The organism is Rodentibacter caecimuris (genome assembly GCF_010587025.1).
Taxonomy (GTDB): domain Bacteria; phylum Pseudomonadota; class Gammaproteobacteria; order Enterobacterales; family Pasteurellaceae; genus Rodentibacter; species Rodentibacter caecimuris.
Genome location: NZ_CP040863.1, coordinates 771998 through 795676 on the forward strand (window position 1 = coordinate 771998; position 23679 = coordinate 795676).

General features: G+C 40.8%; 25 protein-coding genes. 5 read left to right on the top strand and 20 right to left on the bottom strand.

Annotated elements, in window-relative coordinates; all coding sequences use genetic code 11:
* Positions 1–36 precede the first annotated feature (36 nt).
* On the top strand, positions 37–1452 hold the full coding sequence (locus tag FEE42_RS03730) for a basic amino acid/polyamine antiporter (RefSeq protein WP_164027750.1): 1416 nt from the start codon (positions 37–39) through the stop codon (positions 1450–1452).
* A 552-nt stretch (positions 1453–2004) separates the two neighbouring features.
* Positions 2005–3546, top strand: coding sequence for a glycosyltransferase family protein (locus FEE42_RS03735; protein ID WP_069029744.1), 1542 nt, complete (start codon positions 2005–2007; stop codon positions 3544–3546).
* A 277-nt stretch (positions 3547–3823) separates the two neighbouring features.
* Here FEE42_RS03735 and FEE42_RS03740 read toward each other — a convergent pair whose 3' ends face one another.
* The 9 genes from FEE42_RS03740 to FEE42_RS03775 all read right to left on the bottom strand — a co-directional run bounded on the left by FEE42_RS03740 (position 3824) and on the right by FEE42_RS03775 (position 11563).
* A complete protein-coding gene (locus FEE42_RS03740) occupies positions 3824–5002 on the bottom strand; it encodes a DUF6396 domain-containing protein (RefSeq protein ID WP_164027751.1) in 1179 nt (392 codons plus the stop codon).
* Positions 5002–5481: a phospholipase D-like domain-containing protein gene (locus FEE42_RS03745; protein ID WP_164027752.1), complete on the bottom strand. Its 480-nt coding sequence runs from the start codon at positions 5479–5481 to the stop codon at positions 5002–5004. The genes FEE42_RS03740 and FEE42_RS03745 overlap by 1 nt, the downstream gene beginning before the upstream one ends.
* Positions 5478–5780 (bottom strand): hypothetical protein, encoded by a 303-nt coding sequence (locus tag FEE42_RS12595; RefSeq protein WP_167514391.1) that lies wholly within the window; start codon positions 5778–5780, stop codon positions 5478–5480. The genes FEE42_RS03745 and FEE42_RS12595 overlap by 4 nt, the downstream gene beginning before the upstream one ends.
* A gap of 106 nt (positions 5781–5886) precedes the next feature.
* Entirely contained in the window at positions 5887–7035 is a 1149-nt protein-coding gene (locus FEE42_RS03755; protein WP_418067203.1) for a DUF6396 domain-containing protein, read from the bottom strand.
* Positions 7035–7451, bottom strand: a complete 417-nt coding sequence (locus tag FEE42_RS12810) for a phospholipase D-like domain-containing protein (protein ID WP_237184473.1) — start codon at positions 7449–7451, stop codon at positions 7035–7037. Before FEE42_RS12810 ends, FEE42_RS03755 begins: the two co-directional genes overlap by 1 nt.
* Before the next feature lie 111 nt (positions 7452–7562).
* The gene (locus FEE42_RS12815; RefSeq protein WP_237184474.1) at positions 7563–8063 is read right to left on the bottom strand and encodes a hypothetical protein; all 501 of its coding nucleotides are present in this window, start codon (positions 8061–8063) and stop codon (positions 7563–7565) included.
* Between the two features lie 98 nt (positions 8064–8161).
* Positions 8162–8518 carry a hypothetical protein gene (locus FEE42_RS03765; protein ID WP_059368025.1) on the bottom strand — a complete coding sequence of 119 codons (357 nt, stop codon included), beginning with the start codon at positions 8516–8518 and terminating at the stop codon, positions 8162–8164.
* Positions 8515–9222, bottom strand: a complete 708-nt coding sequence (locus FEE42_RS03770) for a T6SS effector amidase Tae4 family protein (protein WP_059368026.1) — start codon at positions 9220–9222, stop codon at positions 8515–8517. Before FEE42_RS03770 ends, FEE42_RS03765 begins: the two co-directional genes overlap by 4 nt.
* Positions 9209–11563, bottom strand: coding sequence for a type VI secretion system Vgr family protein (locus tag FEE42_RS03775; RefSeq protein WP_164027753.1), 2355 nt, complete (start codon positions 11561–11563; stop codon positions 9209–9211). Before FEE42_RS03775 ends, FEE42_RS03770 begins: the two co-directional genes overlap by 14 nt.
* Positions 11564–11756: 193 nt before the next feature.
* Between FEE42_RS03775 and FEE42_RS03780 the strand changes: the two genes are divergently transcribed.
* Complete coding sequence (locus tag FEE42_RS03780; protein ID WP_135969365.1) at positions 11757–13064, top strand: nucleobase:cation symporter-2 family protein; 1308 nt, start codon at positions 11757–11759, stop codon at positions 13062–13064.
* Positions 13065–13125: 61 nt separating this feature from the next.
* Here FEE42_RS03780 and FEE42_RS03785 read toward each other — a convergent pair whose 3' ends face one another.
* From FEE42_RS03785 to FEE42_RS03800, 4 genes are all read right to left on the bottom strand, one after another.
* A complete protein-coding gene (locus FEE42_RS03785; RefSeq protein WP_059368796.1) occupies positions 13126–13587 on the bottom strand; it encodes a threonine/serine exporter family protein in 462 nt (153 codons plus the stop codon).
* Entirely contained in the window at positions 13587–14351 is a 765-nt protein-coding gene (locus FEE42_RS03790; protein WP_237184475.1) for a threonine/serine exporter family protein, read from the bottom strand. Before FEE42_RS03790 ends, FEE42_RS03785 begins: the two co-directional genes overlap by 1 nt.
* 117 nt (positions 14352–14468) lie before the next feature.
* Complete coding sequence (locus FEE42_RS03795; RefSeq protein WP_135969363.1) at positions 14469–15731, bottom strand: HlyC/CorC family transporter; 1263 nt, start codon at positions 15729–15731, stop codon at positions 14469–14471.
* Between the two features lie 78 nt (positions 15732–15809).
* The gene (locus tag FEE42_RS03800; protein WP_077581802.1) at positions 15810–16595 is read right to left on the bottom strand and encodes a cytochrome C assembly family protein; all 786 of its coding nucleotides are present in this window, start codon (positions 16593–16595) and stop codon (positions 15810–15812) included.
* Between the two features lie 138 nt (positions 16596–16733).
* On the opposite strand from FEE42_RS03800, the gene ffh reads away from it, so the two are divergent.
* Positions 16734–18122 (top strand): signal recognition particle protein, encoded by a 1389-nt coding sequence (gene ffh / locus FEE42_RS03805; RefSeq protein ID WP_059365563.1) that lies wholly within the window; start codon positions 16734–16736, stop codon positions 18120–18122.
* 170 nt (positions 18123–18292) lie between these two features.
* The gene (locus FEE42_RS03810) at positions 18293–18631 is read left to right on the top strand and encodes a hypothetical protein (protein WP_059365564.1); all 339 of its coding nucleotides are present in this window, start codon (positions 18293–18295) and stop codon (positions 18629–18631) included.
* 127 nt (positions 18632–18758) lie between these two features.
* Here FEE42_RS03810 and FEE42_RS03815 read toward each other — a convergent pair whose 3' ends face one another.
* The 7 genes from FEE42_RS03815 to FEE42_RS03845 form a co-directional block, all read right to left on the bottom strand.
* Positions 18759–19004 (bottom strand): YgjV family protein, encoded by a 246-nt coding sequence (locus FEE42_RS03815; RefSeq protein ID WP_059365565.1) that lies wholly within the window; start codon positions 19002–19004, stop codon positions 18759–18761.
* Between the two features lie 132 nt (positions 19005–19136).
* On the bottom strand, positions 19137–19466 hold the full coding sequence (locus FEE42_RS03820; RefSeq protein WP_059365566.1) for a branched-chain amino acid transporter permease: 330 nt from the start codon (positions 19464–19466) through the stop codon (positions 19137–19139).
* Entirely contained in the window at positions 19463–20185 is a 723-nt protein-coding gene (gene azlC / locus FEE42_RS03825) for an azaleucine resistance protein AzlC (RefSeq protein ID WP_135969362.1), read from the bottom strand. Before azlC ends, FEE42_RS03820 begins: the two co-directional genes overlap by 4 nt.
* Positions 20186–21124, bottom strand: coding sequence for a LysR family transcriptional regulator (locus tag FEE42_RS03830; protein WP_164027754.1), 939 nt, complete (start codon positions 21122–21124; stop codon positions 20186–20188).
* A gap of 205 nt (positions 21125–21329) precedes the next feature.
* Positions 21330–22460: a M20/M25/M40 family metallo-hydrolase gene (locus tag FEE42_RS03835; RefSeq protein ID WP_059365569.1), complete on the bottom strand. Its 1131-nt coding sequence runs from the start codon at positions 22458–22460 to the stop codon at positions 21330–21332.
* Positions 22461–22477: 17 nt separating this feature from the next.
* Positions 22478–22948 carry a YjiG family protein gene (locus FEE42_RS03840; RefSeq protein WP_059365570.1) on the bottom strand — a complete coding sequence of 157 codons (471 nt, stop codon included), beginning with the start codon at positions 22946–22948 and terminating at the stop codon, positions 22478–22480.
* On the bottom strand, positions 22945–23583 hold the full coding sequence (locus tag FEE42_RS03845; protein WP_059365571.1) for a nucleoside recognition domain-containing protein: 639 nt from the start codon (positions 23581–23583) through the stop codon (positions 22945–22947). The genes FEE42_RS03840 and FEE42_RS03845 overlap by 4 nt, the downstream gene beginning before the upstream one ends.
* Positions 23584–23679: the final 96 nt, after the last annotated feature.

Genomic DNA, 23679 nt, shown 5'->3' on the forward strand with positions numbered 1-23679 from the left:
ATCTTATTTTTTCGGAAAGCTGTTTTAGGAAATAATATGTCAAATAAAAAAATTGGTTTACTTTCGCTAACCGCATTAGTTTTAAGTTCAATGATTGGCTCGGGTATTTTTAGCCTACCGCAAAATATGGCGGAAGTTGCCGGCTCTGAAGCCCTTATTATCGGTTGGACAATTACGGGCATAGGAATTATTTTTCTTGGTCTTTCGTTCTTTTTCATTTCCCGACTTCGCCCCGAATTAGACGGCGGTATTTACACCTATGCACGCGAAGGTTTTGGTGAACTGATGGGATTTATGTCTGCTTGGGGTTATTGGCTATGCGCCACTATCGGGATTGTGGGTTATTTAGTGGTTGCCTTTGAGGGATTGGGTACATTCACCGATAGCGAAAGTGCGGTCATTTTTGGACAAGGAAATACTATCGCTTCGTTTATTGGTTCTTCAATCGTTGTCTGGCTTGTGCATATTTTAATTGCCAAAGGAGTAAAAGAAGCGGCGACAGTAAACCTGATCGCGACTTTTGTAAAAGTTTTTCCGCTGTTCTTGTTTATCATACTCGCCCTATGCTTCTTCAACCCTGAAATATTTAACCATGATGTAAAAGCGACCGCGTTAAATAATCATGTCTCCGATCAAGTAAAAAACACCATGTTAATCACCCTGTGGGTGTTTACCGGCGTGGAAGGCGCTGCGGTATTATCGGCGCATGCCAAAAAACGTACGGATGTCGGGCTTGCCACTGTATTGGGGATTGTCATCGCCCTTGCCTTATATGTGGCAATCACCGTGCTTTCCTTAGGAATTTTACCCCGTGAAACTATCGCTGCAATGTCAAATCCCTCTATGTCAGGCTTGCTTGAACATATGATCGGGAGTAGCGGAAAAATCATCATTACCGCCTGTTTAATTGTCTCGGTACTCGCTTCTTACATTAGTTGGACGATGTTCTCTGCCGAAGTACCTTATCGTGGAGCAAAAAACGGCGCATTCCCGAAAATCTTCGACAAACTCAATGAAAACAACACACCAATCAACTCCCTTTGGTTTACCGGATTTGTCGTACAACTTTGTTTACTATTAGTTTTACTGACTGGAAAAAGTTATAACGCACTATTATTGATCTCCACTTCAATGATCCTCGTGCCTTATTTTTTAATTGGTGCCTATTTGTTTAAACTTGCCATTCAACAAAATGCCCCTTGGTACATTAAACTCACAGGCTTGATGGCATCGCTTTACGGTTTGTGGATTTTATACGCCGCAGGGTTGGATTATTTGCTACTTTCCGTATTGCTCTATGTGCCGGGAATTGGATTATTTTTATATTCCCGCTATCAACATCAAGGAAAAAATTTCAATCTGAACAAAAGGGAAAAATGTGTCATAGCCATTATTACACTGCTATTTATTTGGGCTGTTTATAATGCCTTTACCGGTGTTGATTGGCATTAATCCGTTTGCCAAGCGCGGTGAAATATCACGGTATTATGTAGAAATACATAAAAACGAATATGACTGAACCAAAGTTTTTCAACAAGTTACCGCTGAGAAAACCGTCTTTATGATAAAGGAGGCGGATTTTTTCAGAGAGTTTCAATGCAAAGCATAGCGGGTTATTCCCTGTTTAAATAATAAGAAGTTTATTAAAAGACGCAGTAGAGCACTTTTCGATGCTCTTACTCCGTTTGCTTGGTTTATTTTTGTATGATCATTAATAGAGATAAGCTTTGTTGTAATAATTTTCTGTTTGCTTTTGGTTTTATTTGTCTTTTATATTCCGCTTTTTAACGTCTATATTTTTGACCGGTACAACTAAACTTCTTGAAATTTTTTTATTTGAATTTAGAATAAGTGGCAATTTACTAAAAAGCCAAAAAATGATATTTCTCTATAAAATCAATAAGATATTATATTATTCACAATATTTTAATTATACTTTTGCCGTTTGAAATTTGTATTGAAATGTTCGCCATATAAACTAAACATTAACCACGTAATCTACAAATGACTACATCAAATTCTGCCCTTCAACTCTGTTCCGATTCGCTGATGAAGCATTTTAACCAAACTTATCTTGATAGCTTAGAAATTATGGTTTGGCACCGCAAATTAGGAACAAAAGATAAGCTCCAATACGCCGAACAAGAAACGTTTTCTGCCGTTTTTGTTGATGCAGATTTATCTTATTCCAAAGAAAATCTGCTTTGCTGGTCAAGAGTGCTACAAAATAATGGTTTATTATTGCTAGAAAAAATTCAAGAAAAAACACCGGAAATGTTAACCGCACTTTTTCCTGAACAATTGTTCTTTGTGGAAAATCATAACCCGGAAATATGGATTTTTGTTAAACGTTCAACGGATTTTACCGAAATTTACACTCAAATTACTGATAAATTAGAAGAAAAAGAACCATTAAAAACCTTGTACCCTCTATTGGAAAAGCTGGAATGGGCGAATCCGCATCTTGCCTCTGCTAATTTATTGAGAAATAAATTATTTGCTCAGTATGATATGGAGTTTGTCGTATCGGATTATTGGCAAAATTATGTTGATCGTACATTAACACATATGAGCAAAATTTATGCGAGCTTGCACACATTACTACGAGGCGATTATCAAGCCGGATTTGTTCAAAGAGAGTGGGTAATGAGAAATTCTCATCTTCGTCGCACATCAACACCACCGCAAGAAAAAGATTACGAAAAGCGCTGGAAAGGAGAAAATTTATCGAGCAAAACTATTGTGATTTGGACAGAATTTGGGTTAGGCGATGAAATAATGTTTGCCCAATTAGCCTATTATTTGAAATTACAAGGGGCGAAAACACTCTGGATTGTACAAAAACCTATCGTTTCCCTCCTGAAAAGCCATCCGTATATTGATCAAGTGATTGCCTCTGATCAAATTGAGCAAACATTATGCGAATTTGATTATTGGGCATATCCGCACGAAATTTTGGCTCATATCCCTATTCCCTTTCAACATTTACCAAAACACCAACCTTATCTTTTTGCCGAACCAAGAAAACGACAAAAAGCAGAGACGGTGTTTTCCGATAGTGTAAATCTGAAAGTCGGCATCGTTTGGCGTGGCGATCCGACTCACGAAAATGATAGATTCCGCTCAATTCACGATCTAAATTATATTGAAACCCTCTTTAAAATAGAGGGGATCGACTGGTATTGTATGCAAAAAGCCTGTAACGAGCAGGAAATTCAATTATTAGAAAAATATAACATAGTGCATCTTGCTAAAGATTTTAATGATTTCTCCGATACGGCGGCGGCATTGAGCCATATTGATTGTTTAGTTGCCGTCGATACCTCCGTGGTTCACGCTGCTGGCGCAATGGGCATACCGAGTTTATTAATGCTGCCTTATATTGGTGATTGGCGTTGGGGAAGCAAACAGATAGATTCAATATGGTATCCGAACATACAAATCTTTCGTTGCAATATGCCAATACCGAACTGGGATAATGTCATTCCACAAGTGAAAAAAGCGCTATTAGAACGCATAAATTGGAAAAAAAGAGCGATAAAATAGCACGGAGGTTCAATAACAGGCAATACCAAAGCAAGAGACATCATGATTTCAACGCTACTGTTACAAAGCTCAACCGCTCTATTTACTATGCTAAGCGCCAATAAAACTTTAAACATTTTTTCATTCTATAATCCGATTAGAACAACATAGTCAAATAAAACCGCACTTTCACGTCTAAAGTGCGGTCACAAAATCCGAAGGATTTTGAACATTGGCTTTGCCAACGGTTCTGTAATAGTGAATAAATCAACTCAGTAAGTTATGAGTCATTTTTCCGTTATTTTTTTGGTTTCTTCGGTAAACCCGTTTCTAAATCCAATCCATTATCTACTCTAACCTCTGCCTGATTTGCCAGTTTCATCATTAATGCCTCACTCGGTTTGGGCGGGGCATCGCCTTCATACCAACGCTGAAAGGCAATTTTGCCATCCCATTCCGGCAAAGGGGCAGGCGGCAATGGTACAATATCGTCTAAGTCGGGGACTTTGGGGTGGAGATAATTATTATCATCTAAATAGTTAGTGATGATTTCATATCTTCTTGAGCGTTCTTCATCAGGAGAAACATCAAGAAAATTAAGATTATCTGCTTGTATTCCTTTTTCAAAAGCATGGGAGAGTACTAATGCTGATATAGTGTCACCGTTTTTAACGCCTTGATGTGAGACCTTCAACGCCTCATTATATCTTTTATTAAGTTTAAAAAATGCTGCCAAATTTCCTGACGCTTCACCTAACCCTTGCTCCGATGCACACCCCCAGAATTGCTCTACAAGTTTTAAACGATATTTAAAGGCTTCTTGAGTTTCCTCTTTATCTTCTATATTTGCCAACATTTCCGCTATCACATACTGCGCTTCCCGACTGCCTAAATCCGCCACCTTTCTTAAATAAGCATATTGACCGTCTTTTTCGGTACGTACCCCATAGCCAATATCTAAATAGCCGTACAGATTATAATAGGCGGTAGCGGGCAGTTGTTTTACCAGTTCTTCATTAAGATTATGCACTTCCGTCTGCGGCATATCGCTGCTAATCCGTCTGCTTTGTAACAGATATTGCAATCGTACATTGGCTTTATAATCGCCGTTGGCGGCGGCAATGCGGTAATAACGTGCCAGCCCGTTCCACACGTCATCGCCTTTGTCTCCCTCCCACATATTATGCAGGTCGTGATAAAGAGCATAGTTATATAATTGCTGGGTTTCTTCTGAGAGAGGCGGTCGCGCTTCTTTTTGGCAAGTAAATTCTAAGGCAGCCAGTTGTGTTAATTTTGCCATGTTTGTTTTCCTCTGTTGTTCTTTTTGTTTGACATAGCAACGCTCCGGACGCGGACCGGAAGGCCCGCCGCCCAGGGTTATCGGTATCGGGTTACATTCCAGATAACGGTACAGGCAAAATAAGCCAACGATTACCGCTATCACCAGTATCAATAAAATTTTTAAACATTTTTTCATTAATCAGCTCGACTTACTTTAGGATTGGCTCTAAAAAATTGGCGTAGTGGGTAAAGAGGTTTTAACCCTTTAATTTTTGTTTCTCTATTATCGTTCATTAATTTTCCCCATTCTCTGAAAGCTTTTTTTGCAACCTCATAATCATGCATACCCTCCGGATTGGCGGCGGCATTTTGCTTGGTATGTAACCCCCATAATTGTTTGCGTAAATCACACGCCACCTCGCCCGCCTCCAAAATAATACCCAATTCCGTATCTTTTTCCATACTGCGCGTATTTAAGTTTGCCGAACTGATAACGGTGAATACGTCATCAATAATGGTGACCTTGGAATGCACATAGACTTCTTGCCACGCATTATCCGCCACAAGAGTACAAATATGCGCTTTAATCCCCGGCGTGTCGTCCAGTTCATAGCCTAGTTTTTGGGTAAATTGGCGATTTTCTTCCGGTTCGGGAATTTCCTCATGTTTTTTCATTTTATCTTCAGCTTCCTGTACCGCTCTTTTGTGTTTTGCAATTTCTTCATCAAGCCGTAATGGTTGCCGTTTTCTGAGGTTTCATCTTCAATCATTCCTCTTTCCACCGAATCTTCTTCCAATACGCCAATTTGGCTGCCTCTATGCGCTACACGCACCACCAACCACTCTTGGTTGAATGCCGGGGTGTCGTGTCCCTCGAGGCAAAAACCATAACCGGGGATGACGCGCATATCATCCCCTGACCACATAATATTCACGGCTAAACGTTGTGCCGTTAAATTGGTCTCAGCTCTCAACAGAACCCTTTCCCCACTGCTTATTGTTCTTTCTATCCTCAAAAACATACTAAAAAACAACCGCACTTTTAAATTGTTCAGTCTAAAAGTGCGGTTAATTTTTCCGTTATTTTTTCGGCAGACCCGTTTCTAAATCTAACCCATTATCCACTCGAACACCTGCCTGATTTGCCAGTTTTAACATCAGGGCTTCACTCGGTTTAGGCGGGGCATCGCCTTCATACCAACGCTGAAAGGCAATTTTGCCATCCCATTCCGGCAAGGGGGCAGGCGGCAATGGCACAATATCATCTAGGTCGGGGACTTTGGGTTGGAGATAGTCTTTATAGGCTAAATATTTCCAAATCATGTCATAACGTCTAGCGCGCTCTAGATCCTCTGATAAATTTAGAAAATCCATCCCCCCTTCTTTTTGTTTTCCGCTAAATGCTTCTACCAAGGTACTTGCAGAAGATGAACTGCCATTTTTAACCCCTTGATGAAATACTTCCAGTGCTTTTTGATATTCTTTATCCAACTGAAATCCTATCCCTAAGGAATCCGAAGCTTTCCCTAACCCTTGTTCAGAGGCACAAGAAAGTAACTGTTCTATCAATTTCAAACGCATTTGCAAGGTTTCTTCATCATTAATATCACCTAAGATTTCGGAAACAACATATTGTGCCTCACGACTCCCTAAATCCGCCGCTTTTCTTAAGTAAGCATACTTGCCGTCTTTTTCGGTACGTACCCCGTATCCCACATCTAAATAACCGTACAGATTGTAATAAGCGGTGGCAGGTAGCTGTTTTGCTAATTCTTCATTGAGATTATGCACCTCCGTTTGCGGCATATCGGCACTAATGCGTCCGCTTTTGAGTAGATATTGCAAGCGGATGTTGGCTTTATAATCGCCGTTTAGTGCTGCAATGCGGTAATAACGGGCTAATCCGTTCCATACCGCATCGCCCCGTTTGCCTGTCCACATATTGTGCAGGTCGTGGTACAACGCATAGTTATACAGTTGTTGGGTTTCCGCCGAGAGCTCGGTTTTTTCTTCGTGTTTGCAAACGAACGCTAGACTTGCCTGTAATTGTTCCATTGTATTCTGATTCATTTTTTGTTTCTCTTCTTGTGTAATACCTTTTGAACGCGGATTCCCCGGCGCTCCGCCAAATGTGAGATGGGTGTTGGATATAAAATGATCGACTATGCCAATACCAATCCCGACTAATGCCACAAGGGCTAGAATTATATAGGTTAAGATTCTCATCATTAGTCACTCTTGCTCACTGTTGGATCCGCCCGATAAAATTCCCGTAATGCACATTCCGGAGAAGTTCCATCTTTTTGCGATCTCTTATTTCTTTCAATTAATTCTCCCCATTGATAAAATGCTTTCACCGCCACCGCATAATCATGCAGATTATCCGGATTCGCCTCGCTGTTTTTATTGGTGTGCAAATCCCATAAGCGTTTGCGTAACCCTTCCGCTACTTCGCCACATTCCATAATAATGCCTAGCTCCGTATCCACCTGCATACTCCGTGTGTTTAGGTTTGCCGAGCTGATGACAGTAAACACATCGTCCATAATAGTGACCTTGGAATGTACATAGACTTCCGCCGGTATCTCGTTGCCTTTGCTGTCTTTGTAACTATGCACGTATTTACCCTGCTCATCTTTTGGCATTAAGGTGCAAATATGCGCTTTAATGCCCGGCGTATCGCTGATTTCATAGCCTAATTCTTTGGTGAGGTTGGTTTCTTCTTGGCTTAATTCTTGATTTTCAATGAGATTTGCCTATTGGTTATTTTGGTTTTTGTCGTTCTGTTCCCCTTGTTTTTTCTCCGCCTCTCGCTGTTTAGCTTTGATATCGGCAAGCTCTTTTTCAAGACATTGAATTGCTTGTTCGTTGGCTTGATACTCCGCCTGCGCCGCTGCTTTTCCCTCCGGGGTAGGCATTTGCCTTGCCTTATTATACAAAATCGCTTGATTAACTTTGCGTTTGCCTAATTCCAGTTCCAGCTCTTGACGTTTAATCGCTCTCGCCCCCCCCGGCATCACCTCTTGTTTGCCCAATAATTTAAACATTTCATTGGTGGTGTACGTGCCCTTGCCAATGCCTTCATCGGAAGAATTCGTTACGGTGAACCAGTGTATCGGCCCTTCAGCCCGTCCGCCACTTTTCAGTTTTTCCCAGTGGGCGATAAATTCCCGTACTAACGGTGGAAAACGAAAATATTGATTTTCGGTGTAAAGATAACTGGTAGTCTGTTTAATATTTTTTAAATAGACTTTCATAATGTCTTCGACATCCGGTTGGTCATAGGTACGCAGGATTTGTGCCGAAAAGGGAAACTATACAAAAAAGTAGCTATCTAGTGATAGCTACTTTTAATTTAATATTGATATTTTCTAATGAACTTTCTCAATTTATCAGAATGATAAAACTTCATACATTGAGTAAAAATGTTATTATTTTCCTCAGTCTTTCCGTTATCACGGAGCAAATATACTTTATCTTTATAAAACTCACTCACATTATTCTTAGTAAATTTTATAATTCTATCCCAATCATCAGGAGAATATTCTTCAGAGAGTGCAGAATAATCATTAATCATTACATTATTCTTATCAATCTTAGCGTAATTAAGAGATAGGCAATATCTCAACATAAAATCTTTAGCTTTCAAAGAATCGTTTTCTTGAGCAACACAATAACTAGATAATAAAAGCAAAAAAATAATTTTTTTCATTTTAACTCCCAAAATATTATTTTATTTGTTTGAAAAATTTTACTATTAGTTTCCTGAACAAACCAAAAGTAATAACTATAAATAAACCCATTTATATAATACTCATAAGCTGATTCAACATCATGACCCGGAGCATATAGCAAATTTTCTCCATCCCATAAAGTAAAATGCCCGGAAGCATTACTCCAACCTGAAACCTCGAAAACAACGATCCCCTTTTTTCCGTTAATTTTTTCTAAAACATTATTTTGAACAAGGTTAATCCGTTCATCAACTTTTCCCTTTATTTTCTTAACTTTCTCGTTTATATCTATACCTGTATTTTTATCATATTTAAAAGCAGGTAAAGAATATTCCACATCTCCCTTTCCAAAACTTTTCTTTAGATATTCTCTTAATTCTTTCACCCTAAACCAATGGCTATAACCATCCTCTTCACCTATAAATGCACCTTTAGGATTTTTAGGAAGAATAAATCCACTATGATTTAGAGCATAAGACATTCTACCTGCACAAGTATTTTCCCATGCAACTCGAGTCTCTGGGTCTTCTGATTTAGCATTTTTATCCCACTGAGAAGAGACGATTGAATAAAATTTAGAGCTTTCTATTGTTTTATAATTACTAAACATATCGTTCCAAGATGGACGATTAATTTTTAATGTAGATTCTTTATCACCTGCTTTCACCTTAATCTTCTTCATTCTCATCTCCATTTGTTAAAATCATTTCATCTTTGAATACATTTAAAATTAAGGCTTCCCCATATTCATTTACTACGCCTGAAATAGTTTTTGTCTTAACTCCAAGATTTGTTTCATATTCAAGTTCGACATTAACAACTTCACCTTCAGAATAATTGTAAGTCAGTATATGCAGATTCAAATCGGTGTAATGTCTAGATTTATCATTTAATTTTTTATGCTCTTTACTATAAGACCAATGTAGTTCAACGATATATTTATTCTTTTGTTCATCATTAATAGAAGAATCAATATACTCAACGTTCTCTGCTTCTCCTCCCTCCTGACAAAGCTCCCCCTCAATATACACATTCCCAATCAGCTCAATTCCCTCTCGGTTGATAACTATCGAACCGCCCGGACCGCTGATTGCTACGGTTTCGTAACCCTCCAAGTCAAATTGCTCGCAGATTTGCTCAAACAGTTCGTCTGCCTGCCAACTGCCGTTTTGGGCAATGTCGATGTTGAGTTCATTGCCGACGTGGATGATGGTGTCGCCATGCACATTGACATAACGGTTATTATTAATGTTGAGGAGGTCGTCTTGTTCCACTTTGGTGATACGGTTGCGGCCGATAGTTTTGATTTGGTCGCGGTTAATGGTGAGGGCTTCGTCTTGATTGACCGTTTCCGTGCGGTTGTTGCCGATGTGGACGGTTTCATTTCGGTTCACTTGTTCGGTGCGGTTATACCCCACTTGGGTGGTTTCGTCGTGTTTGACAATGTGGTTGAGGTCTTTTTCGGCGTGAAGAAAGACTTCTTCTTGTCCGTTTTCATCTTCAAAACGCAGTTCGTTAAAGCCATTGCCTTTATGGGTTTTGGATTTAATGGTGGTGCGGGTTTTATGTTTGGGGAGAAGATAGGGCGGTTCGGTGGTACTGTGATAGGTTCTGCCGGTGACTATCGGTTGGTCCGGGTCGCCGTTGAGGTATTTAACCAGCACTTCATCGCCGATTCGCGGTATCATCATATTACCGTATTGCGCACCCGCCCAGCCTTGAATCACCCGTATCCAGCAAGAGCTGTGTTCGTCTCCGTTGCTCCGTCTGTCCCACGGGAATTGTAGTTTAACCCGTCCCCATTCGTCACAGTAGATTTCTTCGCCTTCAGGGCCGACCACATGCGCCACTTGGGTGCCACGAATAATCGGGCGGGGTTTTGGCGGGCTGCGCCAAGGTTTGTGATGAGGGATGAGGAATAGGGTGTTTTCGTAATGGTTGCCACTTTTTGAGGGTTCGTCTTCAACCGTTGCCCATTCTATCGCTTCTTCCTCTAACACACCGATTTGGCTTCCCCTATGTTCGACACGTACTACTAACCATTCTTGGTTGAATGCCGCTGAGTGGTGTCCTTCGAGGCGAAAACCATAACCGGGGATGACGCGCATATCATCTCCCGTGGCCTGTGCCGTTTCTGACTGCGCCAGTTCGGCTTCCAGCCGATAACGGCTAAAGGGGTTGCCTTGTTCATCCCGTTTGTATCGGCCGGGGTAATCGTAGTGTTCATAAACACTCGGCGAATTGACCGCACTTTTAGGCGATTGAGGTGAGGAAGAATCCCTTGAGGCAGCAGGTTGGGCGGTATGTTGATGTTCTAGGTTGTAGTTAGGATTTAAGAAGGTGTAATCACGTAAAGTTTGCCGGTTTGTGGTCAGTCTGTGGCGGTATTCAAACTGCCAAAGACTGGCAAAAGGGCGCTCGCCTGCCGGGTTGGCGTTATAGGTCAAGGTGCCTAAAATGGGCGAAGACCGACTTTGATGGGCAAAACATAATTCGTGGCTGTCGGCATCATGTTTGAAATAATAATACCAACCTTCTTCCGCCGCCAAGCGTTCAATAAAGGCGACATCCGTTTCCCGATATTGTACGCAATATTCCCGTTCCCAATCCGACTGTAACGGTTCAACGGTGACTTTTTCCACCCGATTTTTTTGCAACAACGTGCGGATGATTTTTTCGCTGTTTTGATGTTGGAAAATACGGCTGTCCGATTGCAACCCCGCCCGCACTAATGCCGGCTCGACTACCATATTATAATGCGTGCGCACAAAGCCCGTTTTACCCAATCCGAATCCCGTGACAATCCCGTTCACATAGCGTACCGCTTTATCTCCCTGCCAAAACGTAAACGTAACCGGTTTATCCATCAATGCCGAAAAGGGAATATTCGGGTCAAAACTGGATAACCTCAGCTCTAAACGAAAGGGCTCGGAAAGCCCTTCGGTTAACTGAAAACTCACTACATCAAAAGGGTATTTATCGCTGGAATCAAGGGTGTAGCGGTAGTTGGATTGGGTTGCCATAAATCATCCTTTATTTAGTACAAAACGTTGCTAGTATAAGATAAATATGTTTATTTTGCACACAACTGTTACACCATATCAAAAAATCAGCTTAGTTTTAACCGCACTTTCATTCCCAACGATAAAACTCAAACGTTTCCCTTTGTTGTGCTTTAGCGTATAATCCGCGCTTTCTTTTACATAAGGATCCAATATGAATAACCAACTCCTCTACTCCGTTGAAGATAAACCGCCTTTTGGATTGAGTTTATTGCTCGCCGCACAACATTTATTGGCTGCACTTGGGGGAATTATTGCCGTACCTTTGGTGATCGGCAATGTATTAAAATTATCCACCGAGGACACCATTACTTTAGTAAACGCTGCCTTGTTAATTTCCGGTGTGGTAACGGTGATTCAGTGTCGAGGATTAGGCCCGATTGGTATTCGCTTACCCAGTGTGATGGGAACCAGTTTTACCTTTGTTGCCGCCGCATTGGCAATCGGCTTTAGCGATTATGGCGTAGCAGGCATTCTGGGCGCGTCTTTGGTCGGTTCTTTAGTGATGATTATCGGCAGTTTTTTTATGCCTTATATCCGTAAACTTTTTCCACCGATTGTAACCGGTACTGTCGTGATGATGATTGGCTTGAGCCTAATTCCCGTTGCGGTGGATTGGTTTGCCGGCGGTCAGCGTGGCGATGCCAACTACGCCACACCGGAAAATTTAATGATGGCAACCTTTGTGTTAATTATCGTTGTTGCTTTAGTTCAATGGGGTAAAGGGATCTTTTCTGCTGCGGCTATCGTGATTGGCATGATGATGGGTTATGCCCTCTGCTTAGCACTGGGCTGGGTTGATTTTTCAGGTGTATCGAACGCACAAACCTTTGCGGTTCCGCAACCGCTCCACTTTGGACTTGCCTTTCCAATTTCCGGCATTATCGGTATGTCTATCGCTTATTTGGTTACTATTGTTGAATCTAGCGGTAACTTTCTTGCATTGGGTAACGCAACAAAAACCGAAATTACCGGCAAACATTTACGTGGCGGGGTATTGGCGGACGGTTTAGGCTCTGCCTTGGCGGCGATAATGTCCACCACACCGTTTTCTTCTTTCTCACAAAACATCGGGGTAATTTCGCTAACCGGTGTCGCAAGTCGCCATGTGGTCGCATTAACCGGTGTGTTATTAGCATTAGCAGGGTTATTTCCTGTATTTGGTGCATTAATCGTCTCTATTCCACTACCGGTACTCGGTGGCGCAGGCTTAATGATGTTCGCCATGATTATTGCTGCGGGAATTCAAATGTTGGATAAAGTGGAACGTAGCAAACGTAACGGGTTAATTATTGCTATTTCAATCGGTTGCGGCTTAGCGGTTACCACCCGTCCGGAACTGCTTGATAAACTACCGCACTTTTTCAAAGAGGTATTGGGTTCGGGTATAACGGTTGGTTCATTATTGGCATTAATATTGAATTTAATTTTGCCGGAAGATAAGCAAATCACAAAAGAGTAATGAGAGAAAGAACACGCAATGATACTAGGCAACAATGCGTGTTTTTTGAATCTGTGAGGATTCATACCACAGGTTTTTGGCGATAAAAAATCAATCCGGGCAACGCAAGCCCAAAAACCAGCGCCCCTAAAATAAAGGCGGTGTTAATAAATGAGCTGATCATTTGCTCCAAAAGTGCATGAGAATAACCATAGTGATGAATTTGTACTATCGAAATCATCGCTTTATAAGCATGCACGCCCGGAATCATTGGAATGATCGCTGCTACCGTAAATGCCTTTGGATGTGCCAAATAACGGTGTGATAAGTGCACGCCAATAAAGCCTATAACACAAGTGGCAAAAAAAGTTGCAAATACAATGGGTACATTAATATGCAAGAGTAATGTGCGTGTTACATGCCCCAAAGCCCCTAAAATCGCACAATATTTTAGTGCCTTAGGCGGTACATTAAATGCTAAAGCAAACCCAATCGCAGGAATGGCAGCAAAGGCCATATCATCAAGCAAACTCAATAGAAACATCATCTTAATGCCCCCATGTCGTGATATGTAACATACTCAATGCCAAGACAAGCACCGAAAGTCAGAACCGTCGCAATTGTCCAACGCCCTAACCCCATATTGACATAGCCTTTTAAAATATCTGCCAACGAATTAATTAAGGGGAATCCCGGCACAAGCAACAACACACTGGACGCTAAGGCAATTTGCGGATCATTTCCCCATTGATATTTCAAACTGACACCGGAAATGAGGGAAGCTACAAACGCAGTAATCGCAAAAACAATCACCGGATTATAATGATATTTTGATAATTCTTGCCGAACAAACATCGCCACGGCGGAAGCCAAAAAAGTTATCAGGCAAATCAGCCAATCTCCTCCCGATAAATGTGCAAAAGAGGCACAAGATAAGCCAATCATCGGCACCACTAAAGCACGGTGATACTTTAAGGGATTTAAATTATCCAGTTTCTTTTGTGCCAGATCCAAATTGTATAATTTATGCTCTACCGCAATTACAATACGCTGGACTTCGGTCACCATTTGCATATTGATCCCTTTATCGGTATTTTTTCGTACCGTGGTAATGCAATGATGGTTGGAGAGCGTTGTAATCACCACCGCATTTGCCGTAAGGGCACATTCTACACTTTCCACGCCAAGAGCAATCCCTAAACGTTGTGCCATTTGCACCACCACCGCACTTTCCGCCCCATGCTGTAACAACAATAATGCCGTTTGCACACAAGCCCGCGTGACTCCCCGTTGATACGCTTGTTCCATCATCATCCTCATAGCTAAAATTAATTGGATGAATTATAGATAGCTTGATAAAAAACGGTGAAAAAACAAACCGCACTTATGATCCAAATCAAAAGTGCGGTAAGGTTTTTGTTCGTTTTAGTGTTTAACGACTTTAGCCTGCTTAATCATATTATCTGCCACCTCAAGAATGGTGATTTGCAAACCTTCGATTTCACAAACCGCCCCCTCATCAGGGATTTCCTCAAGGTGCTCTAGAATTAATCCGTTGAAAGTGCGGGCATCTTCGGTATCCAATCCCCAACCAAACATTTTATTCAGATCCCGAAGGTTGGCTGAGCCGTCAATAATGATTGAACCGTCAGATTGCTGGGTTACTTCCTCGTGAATACTCGGTGCGGTGGAAGTAGTAAAATCACCAACAATTTCTTCCAAAATATCCTCTAGTGTAACCAAGCCTTTAATATCACCGTATTCATCTACCACAAGTCCAATGCGCTCTTTATTCGCACGGAAATTAGCCAATTGTGTTTTTAGCGGTGTCCCTTCCGGAATAAAATACACTTCGTCCGTCGCACGAATAAGCGTTTCTTTGGTAAATTCATTTTTTTCGAGTAATAATCGGAACGCTTCACGAACACGCAGAATACCAAGTACATTTTTATCAAGACTGCCTTTATACAACACTACGCGATTATGTGCCGCATGATTAAGCTGACGCATAATGGCTTTCCAGTCGTCATCAATATCAATACCGCCAATTTCATTGCGCGGCACCATAATATCGTCCACGGTGACGGTTTCCATATCCAAAATAGACAGCAACATTTGCGGGTGCTGTTCGCCCGGTGTCGCTTCTCCCGCTTCACTCACGATACTCCGTAGCTCTTCACTGCTGATTACCTGTTTTTGCATTTCCGGTTTTAGTCCCATCATTTTCATTAACAGCGTGGTAAATAAATTCATAAACCACACAACCGGATAGAAAATCTTAAGCAAAAAATTCAAAATATGGCTAGACAAAAAAGCCACTTTTTCAGGATGAAGTGCTGCCACTGTTTTAGGGAAAATTTCAGAAAATACAAGCATCACGAAAGTCAATAATCCCGTTGCAACGGCGACACCGGCATCACCGTAAAGGCGCATTCCAATCATCGTCGCAATTGCCGACGCACTAATATTTACCAGATTATTAAAGATAAGAATAAAGCTCAGTAATGTGTCAGGCTTTTCTAATAATTTCTCTGCTTTTTGTGCGCCTTTGTTACCTTGCTCGGCAAGATAACGCATTCGATATTTATTCAAAGAAAGTAAGCCGGTTTCGGAGCTTGAGAAGTAAGCGGATAAAACTAAACAGATAACGAGTGTAATAAATAACGTACTAAGGGGAATACTGTCCAAGGGAAAATCCTTTTATTAGTTAAACGGGAGTTGGATAAAAACCAACGATAAAGGCGAACCTCTGCCCGCCCTTATTGACTACATTAACCGACTACCGAAGTAGGCAATCGTGAGCAAAATGATACCTGAAATAGCATAAATAATCATCCTTTTTCCACGCCAGCCTAAACGCCAATGCCCGAATAGCGCCACACCAAAAACGATCCACGCAAATAATGATAAAACGCCTTTGTGAATATTTTCAGCAGTTAAAGCATTCATAGAATGGTAGGTGCCGGAGATTAATGTTAGTGTCAGTAAGAATTCAGCGGCAGCAAACAAACGGAAAAAATGCCGTTCAACGGTAATCAAAGAAGGCATCACCGGTGAAAATGCGGTTTTCTTCGCTTTTAAAGTACGATCAATCCAAGCTATTTGAATGGCGTATAACATTGCAATAAAACACACTGCATAAGTAAAAATAGATAAACCGATATGAAATAGCATTGCTAAATCCTGATTCAATAGCTGAATCATATAGCTCGGTATAAATGTTGCCAAAACCACATTAAAAATAGAAAAGGAAAACACAATCGGCAGTAAAAACCACATGGAATTTACCACCAACATTGCCAATATTGCCAAAATCGCAATGTTTACACTCATTAATGAGCTAATTTCCACCAAACTAAACTTACGCTCTATGGCTAATTCCTGTAATGCGGGATAAAGGCTCACTAAATGAAACACCACGGCTAGAAGTGCGGTCAAAAAGAATAACGTTTTTTTCGGACGGCGCTTTTCGTTATCCGAAGAATTAAGCAACGGCGCAATCATCAAGGCGCTAATTAAATAAAACAAAATCGAAAAAACGGCAAACCACATAATCGTTGTCTCTTGTTAGGAATTGTTATTATTTTAACGTTCTGATTCCAAATTCGCCATAAATTTATTTGAAATGGTGAAAAACGCCTAGATTTCGGTATAATCACGGCAATTTTTGATGAGAAAACAGGATTAATCATGTTTGAGAATTTATCTGATCGCCTTTCTAAAACCCTACGTAATATCACGGGGAAAGGTCGTTTAACGGAAGATAATATTAAAGATACCCTACGTGAAGTACGTATGGCATTGCTGGAAGCGGATGTGGCATTGCCTGTCGTTCGTGAATTTATCGCTAAAGTGAAAGAAAGTGCCGTTGGGGAAGAGGTTAATAAAAGTTTAACACCGGGACAAGAATTCTTAAAAATCGTTCAACGAGAGCTTGAAAAAGCCATGGGCGAATCAAACGAGAGTCTGAATCTGGCAACCCAACCACCGGCGGTGATTTTAATGGCGGGTTTACAAGGGGCGGGGAAAACCACCAGTGTCGGAAAACTGGCAAAATTTTTGCGCGAACGCCATAAGAAGAAAGTGTTGGTTGTCTCTGCCGACGTATATCGCCCTGCGGCAATTAAGCAATTGGAAACCTTGGCACAATCTGTAGGCGTGGATTTCTACCCTTCTGATGTTAAACAAAATCCGATCGATATTGCCAAAGCCGCTCTTGCGGAAGCAAAACTCAAATTCTACGACGTACTCATCGTGGATACCGCAGGTCGCTTGCACGTGGATGGCGAAATGATGGATGAAATCAAACAAATCCACAGTGCATTAAATCCTATTGAAACGCTCTTTACCGTTGATGCGATGACGGGTCAAGATGCGGCAAATACTGCGAAAGCTTTTAATGAGGCATTGCCGCTTACCGGTGTCATTCTTACTAAAGTAGATGGCGATGCTCGTGGTGGCGCGGCGTTGTCTATTCGTCAAATCACCGGTAAACCGATCAAATTCCTCGGAGTGGGAGAAAAAACCGAGGCGCTTGAGCCGTTCCACCCTGATCGTGTTGCTTCTCGTATTTTAGGCATGGGCGATGTGCTTTCTCTGATCGAAGATCTTGAACGTTCGGTAGATCGCGAAAAAGCGGAAAAAATGGCACAAAAATTCAAGAAAGGCGATAGCTTTACTCTTGATGATTTCCGTGAACAATTGATCGAAATGAAAAAAATGGGCGGAATGATGTCGATGTTGGAAAAGCTCCCCGGGGCAAAAAATTTACCGGATCACGTCAAAAACCAAGTGGACGATAAAATGTTCATTAAAATGGAAGCCATTATTAACTCTATGACGCTAAAAGAACGCGCTAATCCTGACATTATCAAAGGTTCCCGCCGTCGCCGCATTGCCTTAGGTTCCGGCACGCAAGTGCAAGACGTGAATAAATTGCTCAAACAATTTGATGAAATGCAGCGAATGATGAAAAAAATGCGTAAAGGCGGTATGGCAAAAATGATGCGGGGCATGCAAGGGCTCATGGGCGGCGGCTTAGGCGGTCTTGGTGGTCTGGGCGGTATGTTTAAACGTTAAAAAATAAGTACAGCAAAAACAAAGTGCGGTTGAAAATACCGTATTTTTTAACCGCACTTTTTTATCTCCTCTTGATCTCGATCAAGCCCATACCCGATTTTTAGTATGGGTTTTCTTCCCCATCAACTTTGTACTGCACTTATATTCAATTTTTCTTATAAAATTTCAACATGAGTAATAATCCATTTAAAGCCTGTTGGTCTATGCCGGGTAATACCCTCTGCTTGGGACATTGGGAGATTTCTTATTTTGATCTGCCCGTTGTGTTACCTCGCGAACGTCGTGATCAAGATATGGGTACAGAAAATATTTATAATTTTATGGATCCCGAGGACGAACTTTATCGCGAGGGATTAGGGGAAGATGACTGGATTGTCGAGAACATTGAATGGCTGTCCGATGTGTTTATTGAACACAATATTCCGCTGGAAGAAAACACAATACGGGCTTTTTATCAAGCCGTAAATAAAGAAGATTGGCGCTGTGGCAGTTGCGGCGGCTGTATTTAAAATAAATCATTTTGCCCTTTCTCACCATCTATAGTTTAATGGCTCAATATTTTTCCTTGCCAGTTTACTATGCGCCTTGTAATAACACCTTATCAACTCTGCTGAAGCGAGCAAAAAGTGCGGTTAATTATTCCGGTATTTTTGAACCTGTCCTCTCTCTTTTCAAACAATAAAGCTGATAAAGATTCACGCAAACAAGAAAAATATTTAATAAGGCAACCGGATACGCCTCAATAATCATTCCGTAAATAACAAATAAGACATCGCCAATTGTGTTTACAATGCGTAAGCGGACAATAGATTTAAACAAGAATGAGGTTGCAACAAAAAATGTCGCCATATAACCTAATAATTCAATAGAATTGAGTGCCATAAAACGATCCTCTAAAAATGAGTTGTCGCATAATAGAAGATTTTTAGCGAGAGGAAAAGAGAGTGAAATAAAAGCAATCGGTTGCACGCTAAAGAATTTTTTATTTCGCTAAAAATGCCCTCAATCCCTAGATTAAATAAAGATAGTTTGAACCAACCCCATATAAAAGATTGTTCCTACCGCAATGGATAAAAACATATTTTTCTTCCAAAAATGGAGCCCCAACACCAATGCGCCGGCAAGAAAGTCGGGGATACCCCGATAGCCGCTCAATAGATCAATATTTTTATAGCAATAAACCACCAACATGCCAAACATCGCAGCAGGCAATACTCTACCAAGATAACGGATATATTCAGGAATCGGACGATTTGCCGGAAAAATCCAGAAAGGTAAAAGTCGGGTAAATTGCACTGTCAGCACACAAATACCAATGGTAATAATCTGTTCCGTTAAGGTCATTTTAGTGACTCCAATTTACATTCCATTTTCGGGCGGCGTAATGTCAGGATTAACCAAATTCCGATTAAGGTTGGGATTAAAAAATGTTGTTTCCCCACGATAAACAAAGAAATTAAGGCGATACCTAAACCGAGCAAAGAACTTTCGTGGGATTTTTCTTTCATCCAATTTTCTGCAAAGATCACCAGAAAAAGTGCGGTCATGGCAAACTCAACCCCTTTTAAATCAACGGGTAAAATCCCGCCAAACAAATTCCCCATCGCCGCGCCCAATACCCAATAAATGTGCAGATACAAACTCACAAAGAACATATACCAGCCTTTGTCTAAGTGCGGTGGAATTTTTGCCATATAATTCAATGAAAAAGATTCGTCCACTAAGGAACTAATTAAATACCAACGTTTTTTACCAAGATGCACGCCATATTTTTCCAACATAGAAATAGCATAAAAAATTTGTCTGCCACTCACCATCAGTGTCACTAATAACACACTTAACGGCGAAAAAGGCAATACCAACGCGCTAGCGGCAATGAACTCCACCGAACCGGCATAAATTAATAATGCCGTCAGGGTGGGATACCAAGCACCAAAACCCAGTGCTTTCATATAAATGCCGTATGCTGCGCCAAGAAATAAAAATCCTGCGATCATGGGGGCGCTGTAAGACAATGCTGCTTTGGCTGCTGCACGGATAGGCGATATCTGAGAAGAATTCATTTATTCCCTCGCTAACTCTAAAACGGACAATCCCGGTAAAGTGGAAAAACTTTGAGATTTAACGGTTTGATAAAAATCTTCCATATACGCAAGACTTTCATCTTCTTTACGAATGGCGGCATATAAATTGCTATACAGCCCCTCTTGCGTAATTTTACGCGCCACCACATAGCCCTTTTCAAGATAAGGCAACGCAGCCCAATAAGGAACGGTCGCAATCCCCCGACGGCTTGCTACTAATTGAATCATTGCGATGGTCAGTTCGGTAGTACGGCGTGTGGGATTAATGCCTTTCGGTTTTAATACTTTACGCAATAAATCCAACATATCGTCCGGCACAGGATAAGTTACCCAAGTTTCATCGGCAAAATCTTCCGCTTGCCAAATTTCTTTCGCAGCCAAGGGATGCTCTTTCGAGCAAATTCCAACCATCTCATAAGAAAATAGCGGCTTAAAAACCACATCATCATTTGTTTCAACTTCAGATACAATTGCCCAATCTGCGCGATGGGAAAGTAATAAACCAACAGGATCCGTGTGAAAGCCGGATACAATATCCAATTCAACCAAACCCCAATGCTGACGAAACTCATCCATCGCAGGCATTAACCAATCAAAACAAGTATGACATTCTACCGCTATGCGTAACTGCCCCGCATCACCATGTTTTACTCGGGTTAAATCACGTTCCGCATCAACCACTTTCGGTATGACTTCATTAGCCAGACGAATTAAGCGTTCTCCTGCTGCAGTAAAACGGAGCGGGCTACTTTTTCGCTCAAACAAGGGCAAATCAAAGTGATCTTCAATCAGTTTAATTTGATGAGAAAGCGCGGATTGAGTGAGATAAACCCGCTTGGCCGCCAAAGAAACACTGCCGGTTTCTTTTAACGCCAGTAACGTTTTAAGATGTCGAAATTCAAGAAATGTGGGCTTCATGAGTACCATTCATAAAATAATAAAAATGAATGAGCAATATGATACCGTAAAACAGGGAAAATTAAAGTTTAAGGAATAAGAACCTTTTTTTCTTAGTGATATTTTCATTACTTACTATATTAAATACAGTTACTCTGAGCATATATACAAAAATAGCGGCATCAGTTGATGCCGCTATTTTCTATGAACTTTTTTACGTTGAAACTCAAACCGGATGGGACATTAATGCATTAATCACCCCGACTACAAGATTACATTTAGGAATAACTGAATTTATCTCCAAATATTCCGTTTTCGCATGCATATTACCACCGGTTGGTCCCAAACCATCAATCGTCGGACACCCTGCCGAAGCCGCAATATTACCATCACTTAATCCACCTGCATCAACCCATTTTATAGGTATAGCCAATTTTTCTCCCACTTCATCAAATACTTTTTTAATTAAAGGAAGATATTTTTCATCAATCATTGGGGGTTCTTTATTAATTAACGTTTTTGTTGAAGTGACCCCTTCCACCAACGGATTTTCAAGCACGCGTCGCAAATGATGTTCAAAAAATTCAATAGACGAAGATTTTTTATAGCGCATTTCGATCATTAACGCAGCATAATCCGCAATCACATTATGCCCACTACCACCATGGGTTATCACATAATTAAACGTATGTCCGGCATCAAAATCATTCAATTTATAAAATTCAGTTATGAAATGTGCCGCTTCAACCAATGCGGAACGTCCCCTCTCAGGGCAATTTCCCGCATGAGCCGCCACACCGTGAAATTCAATTTGGTAAGTGACCATTCCTTTTCGGGTAGAAACCATTGAACCGTCTTCACGTGCTGGTTCCATCACAAAACAATAACGTGCTTTGCGTGCATATTCACGAATACTTTCTTTTGCATAGAGTGAGCCGTTTTCTTCGTGAGAATTTAAATAAATCCCGATTGTGTATTTTGATAAATCCAATTCCTGAGTGATATAAAAAGACAATAATGCACCAGATTTATCATCAATCACACCTAATGCATTAATCTCCCCATTTTTCCTTGTAAAAGGCACATCCTTCCCTGTTCCTAATGGAAATACAGTGTCCATATGCGCAACAAAAAGAATATCGAATTTCTCAGCGTCTAAACGGTTACTGATAAATACCCCCTGAGCAACCTTATCTGAAGTCATGGAAATTCGTTTATGTTGTAATCCCTGTGTTTCTGCTTTTTTTATGAACCACTCCGCCACCTGATTAACTCCATTAATATCGTTCGTTGGGCTTTCAATATCAGTGAGTTCTTTAAGTTCATCTAAAAATATATCTAACTGCTCATTATTCATGGTTTATTCCTCCATTGCTAAATTAATACCCTCATTAAGAACATCGCTAAATAAGCATTAATAATACAAATACCAAAAAGCACTAGATAATGCTTTCCAGGTACACCCAATACTCCTAAAACACGCCCCATATATTGAACCGTAGAACCGACTAACGCCATTCCCGGAATAAGAATCGCAATATGTTGTGTATTAAGCGTACCTTCCTGAACTAAGGCAACCAATACACCTGCGGCACCACCCCAACTTAAAAATGCGGCAAGGAAAACCGCAATGGATTCACCCGGTAAACCCAATGGAGTCATCACAAAACCGACATATTCTCCTAATAGTTTCAACAAGCCGGAGGCATTTAAAATATAAATAATCACAAAAGCCATTAATACATTAGGAATCGTACTATGTATCGCGATATTCCAGCCTTTTCTTGCCCCTTCAACAAAAATATCGGTAATTAACTTTGATTCTGTATTCGTTTGCTTACTCATAGTGCTACCTCATTTTCTTTCACAAACTTTTTCACATAAAGTCGCATTAAATTAGCCCCAAAAACTTTAAATAAGAAAATCACCCCTAATGCCATCGCAATAGACACGGGTGCAACTGCACCAGCTTTATCGGTGATCAATAGAAGGGGGGCAAAAGAAGCGAGAAAGTTTGTCAGAAATGCGCCAGCACTAAATTGAAAGGCAGAGAAAATTAACAATTCATGGTGGGTGATTTGACCTTCGTCATATAAGAACTTAGCGGTAGAACTTCCGGCATCTGTACTTTGTGTACTGGCAATAAGCGAAATAGAGCAATTCCCCGGAATTCCCATTAACGGCTTAAGCACGGGACTTAGCCATTTAGAAGCGGCGAGTAATGCACCATAGTGTTCAAAAATCGCTACAAATCCCAACGCCAACATCACACTGGGAATTAACGTCAAAGCAAATAAGAAACCGCCTTTTGCGCTAGTACCGCCTGATGTTTTAAGCCATTCAGGAAATTGACCGGTTAACCTACTAAAATCAAAAATACCACCCAAAAAATCTTTGGCAAATCCACCAAAAAAGATAATGGCACACACGAATGAAAGTGTGCCAATAATGAGGGTATTCGTATTAATTTCTTTTTTCATACACACTCCTTCCTTATCACAAGAAATAAAATACCAATAAGAGTGTACAATAAAAGAAATAGCTGAAATGTGATAAATATCACAAGAACAAAAGCG